General features: G+C 71.9%; 15 protein-coding genes. 7 read left to right on the top strand and 8 right to left on the bottom strand.

Annotation, left to right across the window (positions count from 1 at the left end; translation table 11 throughout):
• Window positions 1–19: 19 nt before the first annotated feature.
• Entirely contained in the window at window positions 20–754 is a 735-nt protein-coding gene (locus ACU5E9_RS13745) for a FadR/GntR family transcriptional regulator (protein WP_456810470.1), read from the bottom strand.
• A gap of 253 nt (window positions 755–1,007) precedes the next feature.
• Here ACU5E9_RS13745 and ACU5E9_RS13740 point away from each other — a divergent pair, with 253 nt between their 5' ends.
• Window positions 1,008–2,402 (top strand): GntP family permease, encoded by a 1,395-nt coding sequence (locus tag ACU5E9_RS13740; RefSeq protein WP_456810469.1) that lies wholly within the window; start codon window positions 1,008–1,010, stop codon window positions 2,400–2,402.
• 2 nt (window positions 2,403–2,404) lie between these two features.
• Window positions 2,405–2,983, top strand: a complete 579-nt coding sequence (locus tag ACU5E9_RS13735; protein WP_456810468.1) for a gluconokinase — start codon at window positions 2,405–2,407, stop codon at window positions 2,981–2,983.
• 108 nt (window positions 2,984–3,091) lie between these two features.
• Here the strand turns inward: ACU5E9_RS13735 and ACU5E9_RS13730 are convergent, their stop codons facing one another.
• Both ACU5E9_RS13730 and ACU5E9_RS13725 read right to left on the bottom strand, forming a co-directional pair.
• On the bottom strand, window positions 3,092–3,721 hold the full coding sequence (locus ACU5E9_RS13730; protein ID WP_456810467.1) for a hypothetical protein: 630 nt from the start codon (window positions 3,719–3,721) through the stop codon (window positions 3,092–3,094).
• 51 nt (window positions 3,722–3,772) lie between these two features.
• Entirely contained in the window at window positions 3,773–4,285 is a 513-nt protein-coding gene (locus ACU5E9_RS13725; RefSeq protein ID WP_456810466.1) for a mycothiol transferase, read from the bottom strand.
• Between the two features lie 171 nt (window positions 4,286–4,456).
• Between ACU5E9_RS13725 and hutH the strand changes: the two genes are divergently transcribed.
• The 5 genes from hutH (at window position 4,457) to hutI (ending at window position 11,848) form a co-directional block, all read left to right on the top strand.
• Window positions 4,457–6,079 carry a histidine ammonia-lyase gene (hutH, locus tag ACU5E9_RS13720; RefSeq protein WP_456810465.1) on the top strand — a complete coding sequence of 541 codons (1,623 nt, stop codon included), beginning with the start codon at window positions 4,457–4,459 and terminating at the stop codon, window positions 6,077–6,079.
• A 38-nt stretch (window positions 6,080–6,117) separates the two neighbouring features.
• The gene (gene hutU / locus ACU5E9_RS13715; RefSeq protein ID WP_456810464.1) at window positions 6,118–7,896 is read left to right on the top strand and encodes a urocanate hydratase; all 1,779 of its coding nucleotides are present in this window, start codon (window positions 6,118–6,120) and stop codon (window positions 7,894–7,896) included.
• The gene (locus ACU5E9_RS13710; RefSeq protein WP_456810463.1) at window positions 7,889–9,097 is read left to right on the top strand and encodes an allantoate amidohydrolase; all 1,209 of its coding nucleotides are present in this window, start codon (window positions 7,889–7,891) and stop codon (window positions 9,095–9,097) included. Before hutU ends, ACU5E9_RS13710 begins: the two co-directional genes overlap by 8 nt.
• Window positions 9,094–10,503 (top strand): formimidoylglutamate deiminase, encoded by a 1,410-nt coding sequence (locus ACU5E9_RS13705; protein WP_456810462.1) that lies wholly within the window; start codon window positions 9,094–9,096, stop codon window positions 10,501–10,503. Before ACU5E9_RS13710 ends, ACU5E9_RS13705 begins: the two co-directional genes overlap by 4 nt.
• 145 nt (window positions 10,504–10,648) lie before the next feature.
• Window positions 10,649–11,848 carry an imidazolonepropionase gene (gene hutI / locus ACU5E9_RS13700; RefSeq protein WP_456810461.1) on the top strand — a complete coding sequence of 400 codons (1,200 nt, stop codon included), beginning with the start codon at window positions 10,649–10,651 and terminating at the stop codon, window positions 11,846–11,848.
• A 51-nt stretch (window positions 11,849–11,899) separates the two neighbouring features.
• Here hutI and ACU5E9_RS13695 read toward each other — a convergent pair whose 3' ends face one another.
• The 5 genes from ACU5E9_RS13695 to ACU5E9_RS13675 all read right to left on the bottom strand — a co-directional run bounded on the left by ACU5E9_RS13695 (window position 11,900) and on the right by ACU5E9_RS13675 (window position 17,491).
• On the bottom strand, window positions 11,900–13,447 hold the full coding sequence (locus tag ACU5E9_RS13695; protein WP_456810460.1) for a Mur ligase family protein: 1,548 nt from the start codon (window positions 13,445–13,447) through the stop codon (window positions 11,900–11,902).
• 166 nt (window positions 13,448–13,613) lie between these two features.
• Complete coding sequence (locus ACU5E9_RS13690) at window positions 13,614–14,492, bottom strand: ABC transporter permease (RefSeq protein WP_456810459.1); 879 nt, start codon at window positions 14,490–14,492, stop codon at window positions 13,614–13,616.
• Window positions 14,479–15,525 carry an ABC transporter ATP-binding protein gene (locus tag ACU5E9_RS13685; RefSeq protein WP_456810458.1) on the bottom strand — a complete coding sequence of 349 codons (1,047 nt, stop codon included), beginning with the start codon at window positions 15,523–15,525 and terminating at the stop codon, window positions 14,479–14,481. Before ACU5E9_RS13685 ends, ACU5E9_RS13690 begins: the two co-directional genes overlap by 14 nt.
• Complete coding sequence (locus tag ACU5E9_RS13680; RefSeq protein WP_456810457.1) at window positions 15,522–16,577, bottom strand: LolA family protein; 1,056 nt, start codon at window positions 16,575–16,577, stop codon at window positions 15,522–15,524. The genes ACU5E9_RS13685 and ACU5E9_RS13680 overlap by 4 nt, the downstream gene beginning before the upstream one ends.
• 98 nt (window positions 16,578–16,675) lie before the next feature.
• Window positions 16,676–17,491, bottom strand: coding sequence for an aminoglycoside phosphotransferase family protein (locus tag ACU5E9_RS13675; RefSeq protein WP_456810456.1), 816 nt, complete (start codon window positions 17,489–17,491; stop codon window positions 16,676–16,678).
• Window positions 17,492–17,580: the final 89 nt, after the last annotated feature.

The raw sequence follows: 17,580 nt of genomic DNA, 5'->3' as shown, positions 1-17,580 counted from the left end.
CGACTTTTCGGGGCCCAGGTCACGGCTCGCGGGCGGGTTGGGCCTCCTGCAGGAACTCGTTGAGGGTGGCCTCGATCGTCTCGTAGGCCCAGCGGTAGGCGGCATCCTCGTCACCGGAGACGATGGCCTCTGCCAGGTCGTTGTGCCGGTGGGCGGAGGCGGGCGTGTAGTCGGTGATCGTCAGGCGTTTCTCCTGCTCCCTGGTGCGCAGCAGCGCCTCGACGGTCTTGGCGAAATGCCCGATCACGGCGTTGCCGGAGCCCTGCAGGATGAGGGTGTGGAACTCGACGTCGGCATCGAGGTACCGGCGGCCGTCGTGCGCACGGTCGGCCTGCACCATCACCGCGGCGCACCGGGCGACGGCCGCGCGCTGATCGTCCGTCATGAGCCGGGCGCTGAGCCGCGCGGCCACCGGCTCGATGCCCAGGCGCACCTGCAGCATCTCCCGCATCTGGGCGAAGTAGTCCCCGCGGCCGCGCCACTGGATGACCTGCGGGTTGACCAGGTCCCACGACCGGCGGGGCAGCACCTGCGTGCCCACCCGCTGCCGGGGCTCCACCATGCCGGCGGACTGCAGCACCCGCATGGCCTCGCGCAGTACCGAGCGGGACACGGTAAAGCGTTCGCTGAGCCGGTCGAGATTCAGGATGTCGCCGGCCGCGTAGGTGCCGTCCACGATCTCCTGGCCGAGGGTGTTCACCACCTGGGAGTGCAAGCCCCGGTCGCGCCATGTTTCGTCGCCCAGTGCAGCCATCTGTCACACCTTCACTCCCCCGGTGCGGTTCAGTGCACCGATTCGACTGGGCCTGCGCCGGCGCAGACCGTTCTCGCGGAGATGTTGACCGCATCACCACGTTGTGTAACACTTCATAAATCCGATTAATCAGATTAATCAGATTACGTATGTCCTCCTTCACTATGCCGCATCCGGCGACATGAGGGAGACTTGCGTGTTCACCACATGACGAAGGGGTCGCAGGGACGCGGCCTCGGAACGGATTCTCGAGATGAATGTGACCCGCGCGATTCAGGCGGTGGAACCAGTGGTTCCGGCCGGCAGCACCCTGCAACTCATCCTCGCGGCGATCATCGGCGTCGCCGTGATCATCGTGCTGATCACCTGGCTCAAGGTGCACCCGTTCCTGGCCCTGTCCATCGGCGCCGTCGGCGTGGGCGTGGGCGCCGGCATGGCCCCCAACGCCGCGGTCACCAGCTTCGGCGCGGGCTTCGGCTCCACCATGGCCGGCGTGGGCGTGCTCGTGGGCTTCGGTGCCATGTTCGGCAAGCTTCTGGCCGACTCCGGCGGAGCCGACCGCATCGTCGACGCGCTGGTCAGCCGTTCGAGCGTGCGCACCCTGCCATGGACGATGGCGCTCATCGGTGGCCTGATCGGCCTGCCGATGTTCTTCGAGGTCGGCCTGGTGTTGCTCATCCCCGTGATCATCCTGGTCGCCCGGCGCAGCGGGCAGTCGCTCATCCGCATCGCCATCCCGGCCCTCGCCGGACTCTCGGTCATGCACGGCCTCGTGCCGCCGCACCCCGGCCCCCTCGTGGCCGTCACCACCCTGAACGCCAACCTCGGCCTCACCCTGGCGATCGGCGTACTCATCGCCATCCCCACGGTGATCATCGCCGGCCCGCTGTTCAGCAAGTTCGCGGCCCGCTGGGTCAAGGTGCCCGTCCCCGAAATGTTCATCACGGCCGCCGACCAGGGCCTCGACGAGAACATCAAGCGCCCGAGCTTCATCGCCACCGTGACCGGCATCCTGCTCCCCGTTGTGCTGATGCTCGCCCGCTCGATCGCCGACGCCATCAACCCCGGCTCCACCGACCCGCTCAACTCCATCCTGGACTTCCTGGGCACCCCGATGATCGCGCTGGGCATCGCCGTGATCTACGCCATGATCGTCTTCGGTCGCGGCGGCGGCATGGACCGCGCTGCCGTGGCGAAGTCGCTCGGCGACTCGCTTCCCCCGATCGCCGGCATCCTGCTCATCGTCGGCGCCGGCGGTGGCTTCAAGCAGGTGCTCATCGACACCGGTATCGGCACCGTCATCGCGGACGCCGTTAACGGCTCGAGCATCTCCGTCCTGCTGCTGGCCTGGGTCGTCGCCGCGCTCGTGCGCGTCGCCACCGGTTCCGCCACCGTCGCCACCGTGACCGCCGCGGGCATCCTCGCCCCGGTTGCCGCCAACCTGGGCGCCACGGATGTCTCGCTCATGGTGCTGGCCATCGGCGCCGGTTCGCTGTTCCTCTCCCACGTCAACGACGCGGGCTTCTGGCTGGTCAAGGAGTACCTCGGCACCAGCGTGCCGCAGACCCTGAAGACCTGGACCGTCATGGAGTGCCTCATCTCCGTCACCGGCCTGGCCGGCGTCCTCCTCCTGAACATCGTGATCTAGCCATGTTCGAGAATCAGCAACCCGTGCTCGTCATCATGGGCATCTCCGGATCCGGCAAGTCCACCGTCGCCGGCATCCTCGCCGGCCAGCTCGGCTGGGACCTCGAAGAGGGCGACGACCTGCACCCGCAGGAGAACATCGACAAGATGTCCGCCGGCGAACCGCTCAACGACGAGGACCGCGCCCCGTGGTTGGACACCATCTCGTCGTGGATCATCGAGCACACCATGGCGGGCGTGCCCGGCATCATCACCTGCTCGGCGCTCAAGCGCCGCTACCGCGACGTGCTGCGCGAGCACAACGTGATCTTCGTGCACCTGACCGGGTCGAAGGACCTGATCGGGCGGCGCCTGGCCACCCGGCACGACCACTACATGCCCACCTCGCTGCTCGACTCGCAGGTGGCCACGCTCGAGGCGCCGGAGCCGGACGAGAACGCGATCACCATCGACGCAGGCCGGAAGCCCGCCGAGGAAGCCGCGGAGATCGTGCGCCGGCTGGGCCTGACCCCGAGCCCCGGCTCGTCGGCCCTGGGCGCACCCGACCCCGGCCGGTCCTCGGTCGGCCGCCCCCAGCCCTAGCCGCCAGCCCCCTCCCCCACCCAACTGTTCCCGTTGCGGACAATTGCACCCGGCACACCGGGTGCAATTGTCCGTTTCGGGAACAGTTGTGTGTGCGGCGCGCGCGGGTCAGGCCAGGTCGGGATGCCCGGCGGGCAGGGCGTGCCGCTGGCCGGCGGCGTGGAGCTTCTGGTTCTTCGTCTCCCAGTCGCCGAGCGCCTGGCGCACCGGGTTCAACGCGCGAGCCTCGGGGCACTTCGCGGCCGACTTGCCGCATCCGCAGTGCTGCGGGTCGGCCGGCGAGACCCGGTGCAGCCGGTCGATCTGCCAGAGCACGGCCATCGCGGCATCCGTGCGGCGCTGGCCCAGCTCGGCCTTGCGCTCGGCGCGCTTGAGCACCTCGGTCTCGAGCAGGCCGCGCAGGCCCGCATCCGGACCGCGGTCGAACCGGCCGGCCACGATGCCGGTGAGGTCGGCGACCTGTGCGGCGAGCGCCGCGATCTCGGCATCCCGGTCGGCGATCGTCGCCGTGGTGGTGGCGGTGAGCTCGCGCAGCGTCTCCTGCAGCTCGGCGAACTGGCCCAGCCAGAGTCTGATGTGGTCGGCGTCGCGCTGCTCGGCCTTCTTGGCGCCCAGGTGCCGCAGGCAGTGCCCGCACACCACCTGGTCGGTCGCCGAGGTGAAGTGGAACGGCTGCAACGACTGGCAGCAGAAGCACTGCGCCAGCACGTTGACATAGAGCGGATACGAGTGGGCCACGGGCTCTCCTGGATCGAGGTGCTGCTCAGAGCCTAACGGGCAGTCCGTGCCTCAGTGCAGGCCGGCCCGCTGCGCGAGGCCCCGCACGTAGGCGGCTTGGCCGGCGTGCTCCAGGTCGTCGGCGATGACGCTGACCAGTCGCACGGCCAGGGTCACCGGCGGGGTCCACCGGGTGTCGACCACCCGGCTGAAGTCGTCCTCGGTGAGGGTGTCGAGGTAGGCCAGGGTGCGCTCGTGCACGGCGTCGAAGTAGCCGAGCAGCAGGTCGGCACCCGCCCTGACGTCGGCCACGTCGCCGGCGCTCTGGCCGTAGCCGGTCGCGGCGGCCGGGAAGGGCAGGTTGAAACGCTTCTGCCAGCCGTCCGTCCAGACCTGCGGCTCCTCGGCGAGCGCCGCGATGTGGTCGTCCTGGACGCGCGTGAGGTGCCAGATGAGCCAGGCGATGGTGTTCGCCTCATGGTCGACGCGGTAGCCGAGCAGGTCGGGTCCGGCGCCGACGAGGCTGGCGTGCACAGTGCCCTGCACCCGGGAAAACGCGTCGCGCATCAGGTCGGTCGACAACATCCGCGGTCCTCCTGGGACTCTGGGGCCGGCACGCCCGGCCCTCGCCCTCCCACCGTAGCCCCGCGAGGGCCCGCGCCAGGAGGTGCGAGCCACCCCGAACTGTCTCGTATACGAGACACCAGGTGTCCGAACGGCGCTGCGCGGATGCCGCGGCTGGAGTCAGATGGAACCATGCACCCCCACGACACCGTTCTCTCCGCCGCCGGCCTCCACTCCGGCGCCCGCAGCTCCGACACCCGCAGCTCCGACGCCACGCCCGCACCGGTCACCGTGGGCACCGGGCCGGTGTCCGTGGCGGATGTCGTGGCCGTCGCCCGGTACGACGCCCCCGTGCTCATCGGCGACGACGCCCGCGCCGCCGTGGCGGCCAGCCGCGCCACCATCGAGGTGCTCGCCACCGACGTGGCCCCGCACTACGGCATCTCCACCGGCTTCGGTGCCCTGGCCACCACCTTCATCGACGCCGCCGACCGCACCCGGCTGCAGCAGAGCCTGGTGCGCTCGCACGCGGCCGGATCCGGCCCGGAGGTGGAACGGGAGACCGTGCGCGCCCTCATGCTGCTGCGCCTGTCGACCCTGCTCACCGGGCGCACCGGCATCCGCCTGTCGACCGCGGAGGCCTACGCCGACCTGCTCAACACCGGCATCACCCCGATCGTGCGCGAATACGGCTCGCTCGGCTGCTCCGGCGACCTGGCCCCGCTGGCGCACTGCGCCCTGGCGCTGATGGGCGAGGGAACCGTGCGCGACCGCACCGGCGCCGAACTGCCCGCAGCGGAGGCCCTGCACGCGGCCGGCCTCGAACCCGTGCTGCTGGCCGAGAAGGAGGGCCTGGCCCTCATCAACGGCACCGACGGCATGCTCGGCCAGCTCAGCCTCGCGCTGCACGACCTGCACACCCTGCTCGCCACCGCCGACGTGGCCGCCGCCCTGAGCATCGAGGCCCTGCTCGGCTCCGACGCGCCCTTCGCCGCCGACCTCGCCGGCCTCCGCCCGCAGCTGGGCCAGCAGGCATCCGCCGCCAACCTGCGCCGGCTGCTCGACGGCTCCCCGATCGTGGCCAGCCACAAGGGCCCGGAGTGCACCCGGGTGCAGGACGCCTACTCGCTGCGCTGCGCCCCGCAGGTGCACGGCGCCGCCCGCGACACGATCGACCACGCCGGTCGCATCGCCGACCGCGAGCTCGCCAGCGCGATCGACAATCCCGTCGTCACCGTCGACGGCCGGGTCGAGTCCAACGGCAACTTCCACGGCGCCCCGGTCGCCTACGTGCTCGACTTCCTCGCCATCGCCGTCGCCGACGTGGCCAGCATGTCCGAGCGCCGCACCGACCGGATGCTCGACCCGGCCCGCAACCAGGGCCTGCCCGCATTCCTCGCCCACGATGTCGGGGTGGACTCCGGCCTCATGATCGCCCAGTACACCGCGGCCGGCATCGTCTCCGAACTCAAGCGCCTCGCCGTGCCCGCCTCGGTCGACTCGATCCCGTCATCGGCCATGCAGGAGGACCACGTCTCGATGGGCTGGCACGCCGCCCGGAAGCTCCGCACCGGCATCGACGGGCTCGCCCGGGTGCTCGGCATCGAGGTCATGACCGCGTCCCGCGCCCTCGACCTGCGCGCACCCCTGCTGCCCGGCGCGGCTACCGGCGCCGTGCTCGCCGAGGTGCGCCGCGAGGTCGCCGGCCCCGGCCCCGACCGGTTCCTCTCCCCCGAGATCGAGTCCGTGGCGGCTTCCGTGCGAAGCGGCGCCGTGCTCGCCGCGGCCCAGAGCATCACCGGCGACCTGTACTGATCACCCATCCCTCAGCTCTCGAGAAAGCAGCCCCGCTCATGCCCGACCTGACCGAGACCAGCCCAACCACCGGCACCGCAGCGACGGATGCGCCGGCGACCGACGCGCATCCGCCGCGGGTCGTGCGCGCCGCCCGCGGCACCACCCTCACCGCCAAGAGCTGGCAGACCGAGGGCCCGTTGCGGATGCTGATGAACAACCTCGACCCCGAGGTCGCCGAGCACCCGGAGAAGCTCGTCGTCTACGGCGGCACCGGCAAGGCCGCCCGCAATTGGGAGGCCTACGACGCCATCGTGCGCACCCTCACCACGCTGGAGAAGGACGAGACCCTGCTCGTGCAGTCCGGCAAGCCGGTGGGCGTGTTCCGCACCCACGAGTGGGCGCCGCGGGTGCTGATCGCCAACTCCAACCTCGTCGGCGACTGGGCCACCTGGCCCGAGTTCCGCAAGCTCGAGGCGCTCGGCCTCACCATGTACGGCCAGATGACCGCCGGCTCCTGGATCTACATCGGTACCCAGGGCATCCTGCAGGGCACCTATGAGACCTTCGCCGCCGTGGCCGCGAAGATCGCCGCCCGTCAGGACGGGAAATACAAGCACAGTGGCGGCACGTTGGCCGGCACTCTCACCCTCACCGGCGGCGCCGGTGGCATGGGCGGCGCCCAGCCGATGGCCGTCACCCTCAACGAGGGCGTCGTGCTCATCGTCGACGTCGACCCGTCCCGCCTGGCCCGCCGGGTGGAGCACGGCTACCTCGACGAGATGACCGACGACATCGACGACGCCGTCGCCCGGGTGCTCGCCGCCAAGGCCGAGCGCCGCCCGCTCTCGGTGGGCCTGGTCGGCAACGCCGCCACCGTCTTCGCCGAGCTCTACGCCCGGAGGGTGCCGATCGACATCGTCACCGACCAGACCAGCGCGCACGACCCGCTGGCCTACCTGCCCGAGGGCGTCACCGTGGCCGACTGGCACGCCTACGCGGCCGAGAAGCCGGAGGAGTTCACCGACCGGGCCCGCGCCGCGATGGCCAAGCAGGTGCAGGCCATGGTCGACTTCCAGGATGCCGGCGCCGAGGTCTTCGACTACGGCAACTCCATCCGCGCCGAGGCGCTGCTCGGCGGCTGCGAGCGGGCGTTCGACTTCCCCGGCTTCGTGCCCGCCTACATCCGGCCGCTCTTCGCCGAGGGCAAGGGCCCGTTCCGCTGGGCGGCGCTCTCCGGCGACCCGGCCGACATCGCGGCCACCGACAGGGCCATCGTCGAGCTGTTCCCCGAGGACGACCACCTGCGCCGCTGGATCACCGCCGCCGGCGAGAAGGTGCACTTCGAGGGCCTGCCCGCCCGCATCTGCTGGCTGGGCTACAAGGAGCGCCACCTGGCAGGGCTCAAGTTCAACCAGATGGTGGCGTCCGGCGAACTCACCGCCCCGATCGTGATCGGCCGTGACCACCTCGACTCCGGCTCGGTGGCCTCGCCGTACCGAGAGACAGAGGCTATGAAGGATGGCTCCGACTCCATCGCCGACTGGCCGCTGCTGAACGCGCTGCTCAACACCGCCTCCGGCGCCACCTGGGTCTCCATCCACCACGGCGGCGGGGTCGGCATCGGCCGCAGCATCCACGCCGGTCAGGTGATCGTGGCCGACGGCACCCCGCTGGCCGCCGAGAAGATCGAACGCGTGCTCACCAACGACCCCGGCACCGGTGTGATGCGGCACGTCGACGCCGGCTACGAGCGCGCCGAAGAGGTCGCCCGCGAACGCGGCCTGCGGGTGCCGATGTGGGAGAACGATGCGCCGGCGGATGCGCCGCGTGCCTGACCAGGTCGCGCACGGCCTGCTCGCGGGCCTCGACGAGATCGCCGGCACCGGCCGGAACCTGCGGGCCGGCGGCTACTCCCGGCACCTCTGGGAGCCGGCCGAGCACGAGCTGCGGGCCTGGTTCACCGAACGGGCCGCGCGGCTGGGCCTCGGCGTGGAGACGGACCGCAACGGCAACATCTGGGCCTGGTGGGGCACGCCGGGCGCGGATGCTGTCGTCGTCGGCAGCCACCTCGACTCGGTGCCCGGCGGTGGCGCCTACGACGGGCCGCTCGGCGTGGTCTCGGCGCTCGACGCCGTGGACCGCCTGCAGGCCGCCGGCTTCGTGCCGACCCGGCCGTGCGCCGTACTGGTCTTCGCCGAGGAGGAGGGTTCCCGGTTCGGGGTGGCCTGCCTCGGCTCCCGGCTGCTCTCCGGCGCCATCGACGCCGACACCGCCCGGGCGCTCACCGATCGGTCCGGTATCACCCTCGCCGAGGCCGCCGTCACGGCCGGCCTCAACCCGGCCCACCTCGGCCGGGACCAGGAGTCACTCGACCGCATCGGCATATTCCTCGAACTGCATGTGGAGCAGGGCCGCGGCCTGATCGACCTCGGGCAGCCGCTCGCGGTGGCCTCCTCGATCCTCGCGCACGGCCGCTGGCGGCTCAGCTTCACCGGCCAGGGCAACCACGCCGGCGCCACCCTGATGACCGACCGCCGCGACCCGATGGTCGCCGCCGCCCACGCCATCGTCGCCGTGCAGAAGGCCGCCCTGGCCAGCCCGGGATCCCGCGCCACCGTCGGCCGGATCGAGGCCGTGCCCGGCGGCACCAACGTGGTCCCGTCGGCGGTGCACGCCTGGCTCGACGCCCGCGCGGAGACCGACGCCCAGGCCCTGGCCGTGGTCGCCGACATCACCGCCCGGGTGCAGTCCCCGCACGCCGGCTGCGCGGCCACAGTGGTGCGGGAGTCCTGGACGAGCACCGTCACCTTCGACCCCGAGCTCGCCGCCCGGCTGGCCCTCGCGCTCGGCGGCATCCCGGCCCTGCCCACCGGTGCCGGGCACGACGCCGGGGTGCTCGCCTCGAGCGTGCCTACCGCGATGCTGTTCGTGCGCAACCCCACCGGCATCTCGCACTCGCCCGAGGAGTTCGCCACGCTGGAGGACTGCCTCGCGGGCGTCGAGGCGCTGCAAACCGTGTTGCGGGAGCTGCTGTGACGACCCTGCCGCCGGCCGCGTCGTACTGGTGCGAGGTCCTGCTCGTCGACGGGCAGGGCGTGCCGGGGGTTCGGCTGACCGTCGACGCCCACGGGCGCATCCACCGCCGCGCCGACGACGTGACCCCCGAACCCGGCGACGTGCGTCTGGGCACTGTGCTGCCCGGGTTTGGCAACGCGCACTCGCACGCGTTCCACCGGGTCCTGCGGGGCCGCACCCACGATCAGGGCGGCGACTTCTGGCGCTGGCGGGAGTCGATGTACGCCGCCGCGCACGTCCTTGACCCGGCGCTGTACCGACGGCTGGCCACGGCGGTGTTCGCCGAGATGCTGGTCAGCGGCTACACCGCGGTGGGCGAGTTCCACTATGTGCACCACCAGGCTGGCGGCACGCCGTACCCGCAGGCGCATGCCATGGAGCTCGCCCTGGCCGGCGCCGCACGCGACGTCGGCATCCGCCTGGTGCTGCTGGACACCAGCTATCTCGCCGGCGGCATCCACCGGGCGGTGCTACCCGAGCAGGCCGGTTTCAGCGACGGTTCCGCGGCGGGCTGGCTGGCCCGCTGGTCGGCGCTCCGCGACGCCCTGGCAGCGGATGCCGCGGCGCGGCCGGCCGGACCCGACCTGGTCACCCTCGGCGCCGCCCTGCACTCCGTGCGCGCGGTGCCGGTGGAAGCCATGCGGGAGATCCTCGCGAGCCTGCCCGCCGACGTGCCCCTGCACATCCACCTCTCGGAGCAGCCGCAGGAGAACACCGACTGCGTGGCCGCGTACGGGGCCACTCCCACCGAGCTGCTGGCCGGGCTCGGTGCGCTCCGCCCCCGGCTGAGCGCAGTGCACGCCACCCACCTCAGCGACACCGACCTGGGCCTGCTCGGCGCGAACGGCGTCTCCGTGGTGATGTGCCCCACGACCGAGGCGGACCTCGGCGACGGCATCGGCCCCGCCCGCGCCCTCGCGACGGCGGGCGCGCCGATCGCAATCGGCTCCGACCAGAACGCCGTGGTCGACCCGTTCCTGGAGATGCGTGGGCTGGAGATGGGCGAGCGCCTGGCCTCCGGGTCGCGCGGCCGGTTCGCCCCCGCCGAACTGCTGCGGGCGGCGAGCACGAACGGGTACAGGTCGCTCGGCCTGTCCGGCGGCATCCTGGTGCCCGGCGCCCCTGCCGACCTCGTCGAGGTCGACCCGCAGAGCCTTCGCACCGTCGGCGCGCGGGTGGACCAACTCGTGCTCGCCGCGACCGCCGCCGACGTGCAGCGGGTGATCGTGGCCGGCCGCCTCGTCGCGGACCGCGGCTGCCTGGTCGGCAGCGCCGCAGCCACCGCCACGCCCGGCGGCTCCCCCGCCCGTCTCCTGCACAACGCCCTGGCCGCCCTCGACGCCAGCGACGAACAGGCCGCCGGATAATGCCCCAAGCACGAGCCAATAGTTCCCAAATCGGACAAATGCACCCGGCACACCGGGACCATTTGTCCGCACGGGGACCAGTAGGGTCAAGCCACAGCATCCCCGACGCCCTCCCCGACGCCCGCTCCGACGGAAAGGCCACCCGATGACCGCAGAGCTGATCACCGGAATCTCCGAGCTGACCACCCAAGCCGCCGAAACAAGCCACGACGACGACCGACTTCTGGATGCCGCGCTCGTGATCGAGAACGGCCGCATCGCCTGGATCGGCCCCGCCACCGAGGCACCCGCCGCCGACACCTCTACCAACGTGGGCGGCCGGGCCGTGCTGCCCGGCTGGGTCGACACCCACACCCATCTGGTCTTCGCCGGCGACCGCGCCGCCGAGTTCGAGGCCCGCATGGCCGGCGAGCGTTACACCGCCGGCGGCATCGCGACGACGATGGCGGCCACCCGCGCCGCGACATCCGCCGACCTGATCGGCAACGCCAGGAGGCTGCGCCGCGAGGCCGAGGCCCAGGGCACCACGTTCCTGGAGACCAAGACCGGCTACGGCCTCGACCTGGCCGGCGAACTGCGCTCGGCGCAGGCCGCGGCCGAGGTCGCCGACGTCGTCACCTTCCTCGGTGCCCACGTCGTGCCGCCCGGAATCGACCGGCGCGACTACCTCGACCTGGTCACCGGGCCAATGCTGGCGGCCGTCACCCCGCACGTCGACTTCATCGACGCATTCTGCGAGGACGGCGCCTTCGACGTGGAGGAAAGCCGCGAGGTGCTGCTCGCCGGTCGCGCCGCCGGTTTGGGCCTCCGCCTGCACGGCAACCAGCTCGGCTTCAGCGGCGGCGTGCGCCTGGCCGTGGACCTCGGCTGCGCCAGCGTGGACCACTGCAACCACCTCGACCAGGCCGACATCGACGCCCTGGCCGGGTCGGGCACCGTGGCCACCCTGCTGCCGGCCTGCGACCTCTCCACCCGGCAACCGTTCCCACCGGCGCGCTCCCTGCTCGACGCGGGCGCGCACATCGCCCTGGCCAGCAACTGCAACCCCGGCACCTCGTACAGCACATCGATGCCGTTCTGCGTGGCCACGGCGGTGCTGCAGATGGGCCTCACCGTGCGCGAGGCGGTCTGGGCGGCCACCCGCGGTGCGGCCAGGGCCGTCGGCCGCGAGCACGGCCCGGATGCGGTTGGGTCGCTCAAGGTCGGCGGCCGCGCCGACCTGCAGGTGCTCGATGCGCCCTCGGTGGCGCACCTCGCCTACCGTCCCGGCGTCCCGCTCTGCGTGGCCACCTGGACCGAGGGCACACGCGCCTCACAGCCCGCGAGCCGCGATCTGAACCCCTGAAATCGCGAGATTTCGGGGCAGAGGTCACGGCTCGCGGATGCGTGGGGTGAGTTAGGCGACCGGCCAGCCGTGGCGGGTGAGGGCCTCGCGGGCCAGGGCTCGGGCCGAGTATGGCGTGCGCACACCCTGGATGTCGCGGTAGTCCTGGTGGCCGGGGCCGGCCCAGAGGATCGCGTCGCCGTCGCGGGCCAGGTCGACCGCGTAGTCGATGGCGGCCTCCGGCGGGGTGATCTCCACGATCTGCTTGCTGGGGAACGCTTCCCTGGCGGCGTCGACGAGCATCCGGCGGATGCTGGCCGGGTCTTCGAAGCGGGGGTGGTGGTCGGTGATCACGACGATGTCGGAACCGGCCGCGGCCACCCGGGCCATCTCCGGACGCTTCACCGGGTCGCGGTCGCCGTCGGCGCCGAAGAGCATGATGACGCGGCCGGTGGTGACGGCCTTGACGGCGCGCAGGGTCTTCTCGAACGCGTCCGAGCTGTGACCGAAGTCGACGTAGACCCGGGGGCCCGTCGGGCCGGAGACACTCTCGGTGCGTCCGGGGATGTAGACCTCGATGCCGTCCTGCAGCGCGGCCTGGACCCGGTCCGCGGCGTAGCCGGCGTTGATGATCATCGCGACCGCGAGTCCGGCATCCGCGACCAGGTGGTCACCGAGCAACGCGACCGTGGTCTCGACGGCGTCGCCGGACCGGTTCGTGATGCGGAACCGGGTGGCCTCGGGCAGGGCCTCGAGGATCTCCAGGCGCCAGTCCGGGTCGGCGTCGGGGTCGGCGGAGATGGAGGACACCGGGATGGTGGGCTCGGCCAGCAGGCGCGCGCCCCACGAGGTCTCCAGGCTCACGACCGCGGCGCGGGCACGCTCGGGGTGGAACAGGAGCTCCTTCGCGTCGAAGTAGTTCTCCATGGTGCCGTAGTCGTCGAGGTGGTCGATCGAGAGGTTGGTGAAGCCGACACTGTCGAAGACGATGCCGTCGACGCGGCCGTGGGTGAGGCCCTGGGCGCTCACCTCGAGGACAACGGCCTCGACCTTCTGCTCCTTCATGCGCGCGAGCAGCGCGTGCACGTCGGTGGCCTCGGGCGTGGTCAGCCGGGAGACGAAGACCTCACCGGCGATGTGCCGCTCGGCGGTGGTCGACAGGCCGGTGACCAGGCCCATCTGGCGCAGCACGGCCTCGAGCACGTAGGCGGTGGTGGTCTTGCCGTTGGTGCCGGTGATGCCGAAGATGGTGGGGGCGTTGTCGGCGGTGCCGTAGATGAACGCGCTGAGCTCGCCGAGGCGTTCGCGCAGCCGGTCGCTGATGATGGTGGGCACGCCGGCCGCGCGGGCCGCTTCCTCGCCGGCAGCGTCGGTGAGCACGGCGACGGCTCCGGCCTGCACGGCCCGTTCGGCGAACTGCGCGCCGTGGCCGTTCTTGCCCGGCAGCGCCACGAACAGGTCGCCCGGCTGCACAGACTGGGTGGACAGGGCGATGCCGGAGACGATGGTGCCCGCGTCGGCTGCGGACGCCGACGTCTGGGCGCAGGAGGCGACATCCGCCAGGGTCACGCGCGGCGGGTTGCTCGGCCTGACGACGGGCGGGATACTTTCACTGGACAAACTGGGCCTCCACTATCAACCCCCCAGACGAGGGCACAGTACTACCGTATGCGGTCGCGGCAGCTGACCCTCGCAGGTGCCTCCGAAAGCGGCCAGACTCATACCAACCTAATAGGAACCGCAAAGGTTTCGGCGGCCGTTCGGACCGCTGCGGGTCGGGTGCCGGTCAGCTCAGGATGTCCTTGGTGAGGAACCGGCCGTAGGCCAACGCCCCGAAAACGAGCAGGTAACCGCCCTGCAGCAGGGCGTTCGCACCGAACGACGAGAAGTCGACCGGTTGGCGCAACAGGTCGGCGAAGTCGAGCCAGTAGTGGCTGAACAGCCACGGATGCAGCCACTCCAGCTGCGGCAGCGAGTCCAGCACCTGCGCCACCACCGAGAGCACGATGGTCGCGGCCATCGCCCCGACGGGCACCACGGTGAGGGTGGAGAAGAACAGGCCTATGGCCGAGAGCCCGAGCAGCGACACGGTGACGTAGCCGGCGATGAGCAGGGCGCGCAGGAATGATTCGGCCAGGCTGATCGTGTCGCCGGAGAGCAGGGTCAGGGGCCCGACCGGGAACAGGGCGAGGCCGGCGAGGACCCCGGCGGTGACGACGGTGACGGTGGCCGCCAGGCAGAACGCGGCGGCGCCGAGGTACTTCACCACGAGCAGCCAGGCCCGGCCGGCCGGCGCCACCAACAGGTAGCGCAGAGTGCCGAGACCGGCCTCACCGGCGATCGTGTCGCCGGCCACCACCCCCACGGTGAGCGGCAGGAACAGCGGGATCGACACGATCAGCCCGGTCACGGCGACGAACAGGCCGTTCTGGGTGACCTGGTCGAGGAAGGGCGGCCCGCGTCCCGGCCGGGGCTCCTGCGAGGACAGCCGCACCGCGACGGCGATGAGCACGGGCACCGCGGCCAGCGCGAGCAGCAGCGCCCAGGTGCGCCGGCGCCGGAAGAGCACGGTGAGTTCGGACACCAGCAGCGCCCAGGCGCCGCCCGGCCGCACCGGATGCGTCGCCGCGGTGTCAACCGGGGTCGGGGCGCTATCGGACAACATCGAACCCCTCCCCGGTGAGCGCCACGAACCGGTCCTCGAGGCTGGTGTTCTGCACCTCGAAGCCGCGCACCCGCACCCCGCCGGCCACGAGCGCGGCCACCAGCTCCTCGGGCATGGGCATCTCGCCGAGTTGCCCCGCTGCGGACGAGTTGCCCTGCTCTGACGGGGCAACTCGTCCGGTACGGGGCAACTCGAGCGGGGCACTCACCCACGGGTCACCGGTGCGGTCGCCGAGGTCCCCCGGCGCCGGCTCCACCGCCGCGGCGAGGCCGGCGGCGACGAGCACGCCTGTCGCGGCCGCCGCATCCGGGGTGCGCACCCGCACCCGGGACTCGCCGGCGCGCAACTCGTCGAGGGTGCCCTGCGCCACGAGACGCCCGGCGCTCATGATGGCGGCGTGGGTGCACATGTGCTCCACCTCCGCCAGCAGGTGGCTGGACACGAACACGGTGGTGCCCTCCCCGGCCAGCGAGCGCACCAGGGCGCGCACCTCCCGGGTGCCCTGCGGATCCAGGCCGTTGGTGGGTTCGTCGAGCACCAGCAGACGCCGCGGCATCAGCAGGGCGTTGGCGATGCCCAGGCGCTGCTTCATGCCCAGCGAGTACGCAGAGACCTTCTTCCCGGCGGCGTTCGACAGGCCGACCCGTTCGAGGGCGCGGTCCACCCGGGCCCGCCGGCTGCGGCCGGGCGCGGCGCCGTCGGCGGTGTCGAGGCGACGCAGGTTGGCGGCGCCGGACAAAAACGGGTAGAACGCCGGGCCCTCCACCAGCGCGCCCACCTGCGGCAGCACCCGGGCGAGCCGGCCCGGCATCGACTCGCCGAGCAGGCTCACCGCACCGCTCGTCGCGGCGGCCAGGCCGAGCATCACCCGGATGCTGGTGGTCTTGCCGGACCCGTTCGGGCCGAGGAAACCGAACACCGAGCCCATCGGCACCGCAAGGTCGATGGAATCGACGGCGATCTGCTGGCCGAAACGCTTGGTGAGTGCCCGGGTCTCGATGGCCAGGTCGCCGGCCCGGGCGGCGCCGCTCACTCCTCGGCGACGGCCTGCAGCCGCTCCACGGGGACCGAGCCGGCGAAGACCCGGCCGTCATCGGTGACGAGCACCGACACGAGCGTTGTGCTCACGGCCCGGCCGCCATCCACGGCCTCGGTGAGCTGGGTGTACAGGGGTGAGGCGGTGAGGTCGGTCAACGCCGACGCATCCGCGCTGGCCGGCACGGCCACGACGGCGTCCCAGCCGGTGCCGATGACGGTGGCGCCGCTCTCGTCGGCCTTCGGGTGGGTGCCGTCGGCCGGGGTGGGAAGCGTCTCCTCGGTGACGGTGGCACCGGCCGGCGGTGTGAAGGTGAAGAGGTCGGCGGCGGGGGCGTCGAGGCTGAGTGAGGTGAAGCCCACGCTGACGGCGGGCTCGGCGGCGTCCCGCGCGGTGACCTGCACGCGCAGCGGCAGGCCGGTCTCGGCGTCGACGGCGATGGCGACCGACCCGACCAGGGTGTCGGCGGTGTTCGGGGTGAGCACGAGCTCGTATGCGCCGCGGCCGGCGACCTCGGTGTTCTCGCCCAGGCTCACGATCGTGCTGGGGGTGACCTCCGCGAGGAAGGTGTCGGCGAGTTCACCGGGCGTGTAGCTCTTCTCCGGGCTCGCCTGTGCGCCCGCGTCGGCGGGCAGGGTGGTGTGCGCGGCGGTGTTGTCGGCGGAGTCGTACAGCCAGACGTCGGCGCCGTTCCGGATGAGGTTGCGCTCGGACATGGTGTCCTGCACCTGCACCCGGCTCTGGTCGTCGCCGCTCTGGTAGACCCGCACGGTGTGGCTGCCGGTGAGCAGGTCGAGGGCGTCGGAGAACTCGCTGGTGGCGGCATCCCCGGTGCTGGGCAGCTCCGGCAGGCCGAGGTCCGAGGACTGTTCGAGGGTGCCGGAGAAGGTGTCGACGGTGCTGCCGGCGGCCAGCTCGAGCACACCCTGCGGCGTCTTCTCGGGCAGGTCGGCGGCCGCGCCGGCCTGCAGGGGAACCGCCAGGACTCCCACGGCGATGACGGCGGGAACCGCGACGGCGGGCATCCACTTCAGCCAGGTACGGGACATGACGAGCAACCTCCAGTGTCACCACATAGAACAGCGCAATGCGTATGCCCGACACTACGCTTCGATGCTGGATGTTCCACTCGAATTGTGAACGAGGCTCAGGCTTTGATCAATCGCTCCGCCACCTGCCGGGCGGTGCGGGCGTGCCAATCCGGTGGGGCGTCTGGCCGCACCCAGGTGAGGGAGAGGCCGCACCAGGCAATGGTCCACTCCGCAAGCACCTTCGGGGCGATCTGCGCCAGGCGGCCGATGGTCTCCAGGCGCGCCGTGAGGTTGTCGAGCGCGCCGGCCTCGCTGGGGTTGCAGAGGAGGTTGGCGAAGTCGAAGGCGCGATGGCCGAGCAGCGCCTTCGGGTCGATCGCCGCCCAGCGGTCACCGAAGTCGAGCACGTTGCCGTGATGGATGTCGCCGTGCAGCACCACCACATCCGCCGCCGCCGTCGCCGCCAGCAGACGCTCGGCCAGCAGTGCCGCACGGCGCAGCAGCGGATCACGGGTGTCCGCGACCAGCAGGTCGTGGAACCAGTCCCGGAGCGGGACCAGTTCCACACCGTCATGGGCGGTCGGCGCCGGGTGGTCGTGCAGCGCCAGGGCGGTCCGCACGAGGACTCCGGTCGCCGCGGCGTCGTGCCCGGAGGCGACCATGGCACCGAGGTCCCTCGGCCCAGTGGCCCGCATCATCAAGATGGCGTTCCCCTCGCGTTCGAGCACCGTCGCGGCGCCGCGGCCGCCCCACCAGTCCAGCAGTGCGCCGCCCCTGACTTCCTCGTCGACCAGGGCGATCTTCAGCATCACCGGGAGGCCATCGCGGATTGCAGGGAGAAGTTCACTCGACGGGGTGCGCTGCGCCGGGCCGGCCGGCGCCACGCCCCACGCGGCCACCCGCCGGCGCATCTGGATCGACGGCTCCTGCATCCGCTCAGGCTATCCCCCTGCTGGAATTACCACGCGGACGGGGCAGAACCAGGACTTCCTGCCGCCTGGCGTGAAGCTGGGAGTACCGG

The sequence above is a fragment of the Cryobacterium sp. AP23 genome (assembly GCF_054075385.1).
Note: the sequence above shows the minus strand (reverse complement) of the source record. Positions and strands in the feature narration are given on the sequence as shown.

Bases quoted from the DNA above. Each gene is read 5' to 3' on its own strand.
- ACU5E9_RS13680 (WP_456810457.1), bottom strand. From the start codon at position 16,577: ATGTCCCGTACCTGGCTGAAGTGGATGCCCGCCGTCGCGGTTCCCGCC.
- hutI (WP_456810461.1), top strand. From the start codon at position 10,649: ATGACCGCAGAGCTGATCACCGGAATCTCCGAGCTGACCACCCAAGCC.
- hutH (WP_456810465.1), top strand. From the start codon at position 4,457: ATGCACCCCCACGACACCGTTCTCTCCGCCGCCGGCCTCCACTCCGGC.
- ACU5E9_RS13725 (WP_456810466.1), bottom strand. From the start codon at position 4,285: ATGTTGTCGACCGACCTGATGCGCGACGCGTTTTCCCGGGTGCAGGGC.
- ACU5E9_RS13745 (WP_456810470.1), bottom strand. From the start codon at position 754: ATGGCTGCACTGGGCGACGAAACATGGCGCGACCGGGGCTTGCACTCC.
- ACU5E9_RS13740 (WP_456810469.1), top strand. From the start codon at position 1,008: ATGAATGTGACCCGCGCGATTCAGGCGGTGGAACCAGTGGTTCCGGCC.
- hutU (WP_456810464.1), top strand. From the start codon at position 6,118: ATGCCCGACCTGACCGAGACCAGCCCAACCACCGGCACCGCAGCGACG.
- ACU5E9_RS13675 (WP_456810456.1), bottom strand. From the start codon at position 17,491: ATGCAGGAGCCGTCGATCCAGATGCGCCGGCGGGTGGCCGCGTGGGGC.
- ACU5E9_RS13690 (WP_456810459.1), bottom strand. From the start codon at position 14,492: ATGTTGTCCGATAGCGCCCCGACCCCGGTTGACACCGCGGCGACGCAT.
- ACU5E9_RS13735 (WP_456810468.1), top strand. From the start codon at position 2,405: ATGTTCGAGAATCAGCAACCCGTGCTCGTCATCATGGGCATCTCCGGA.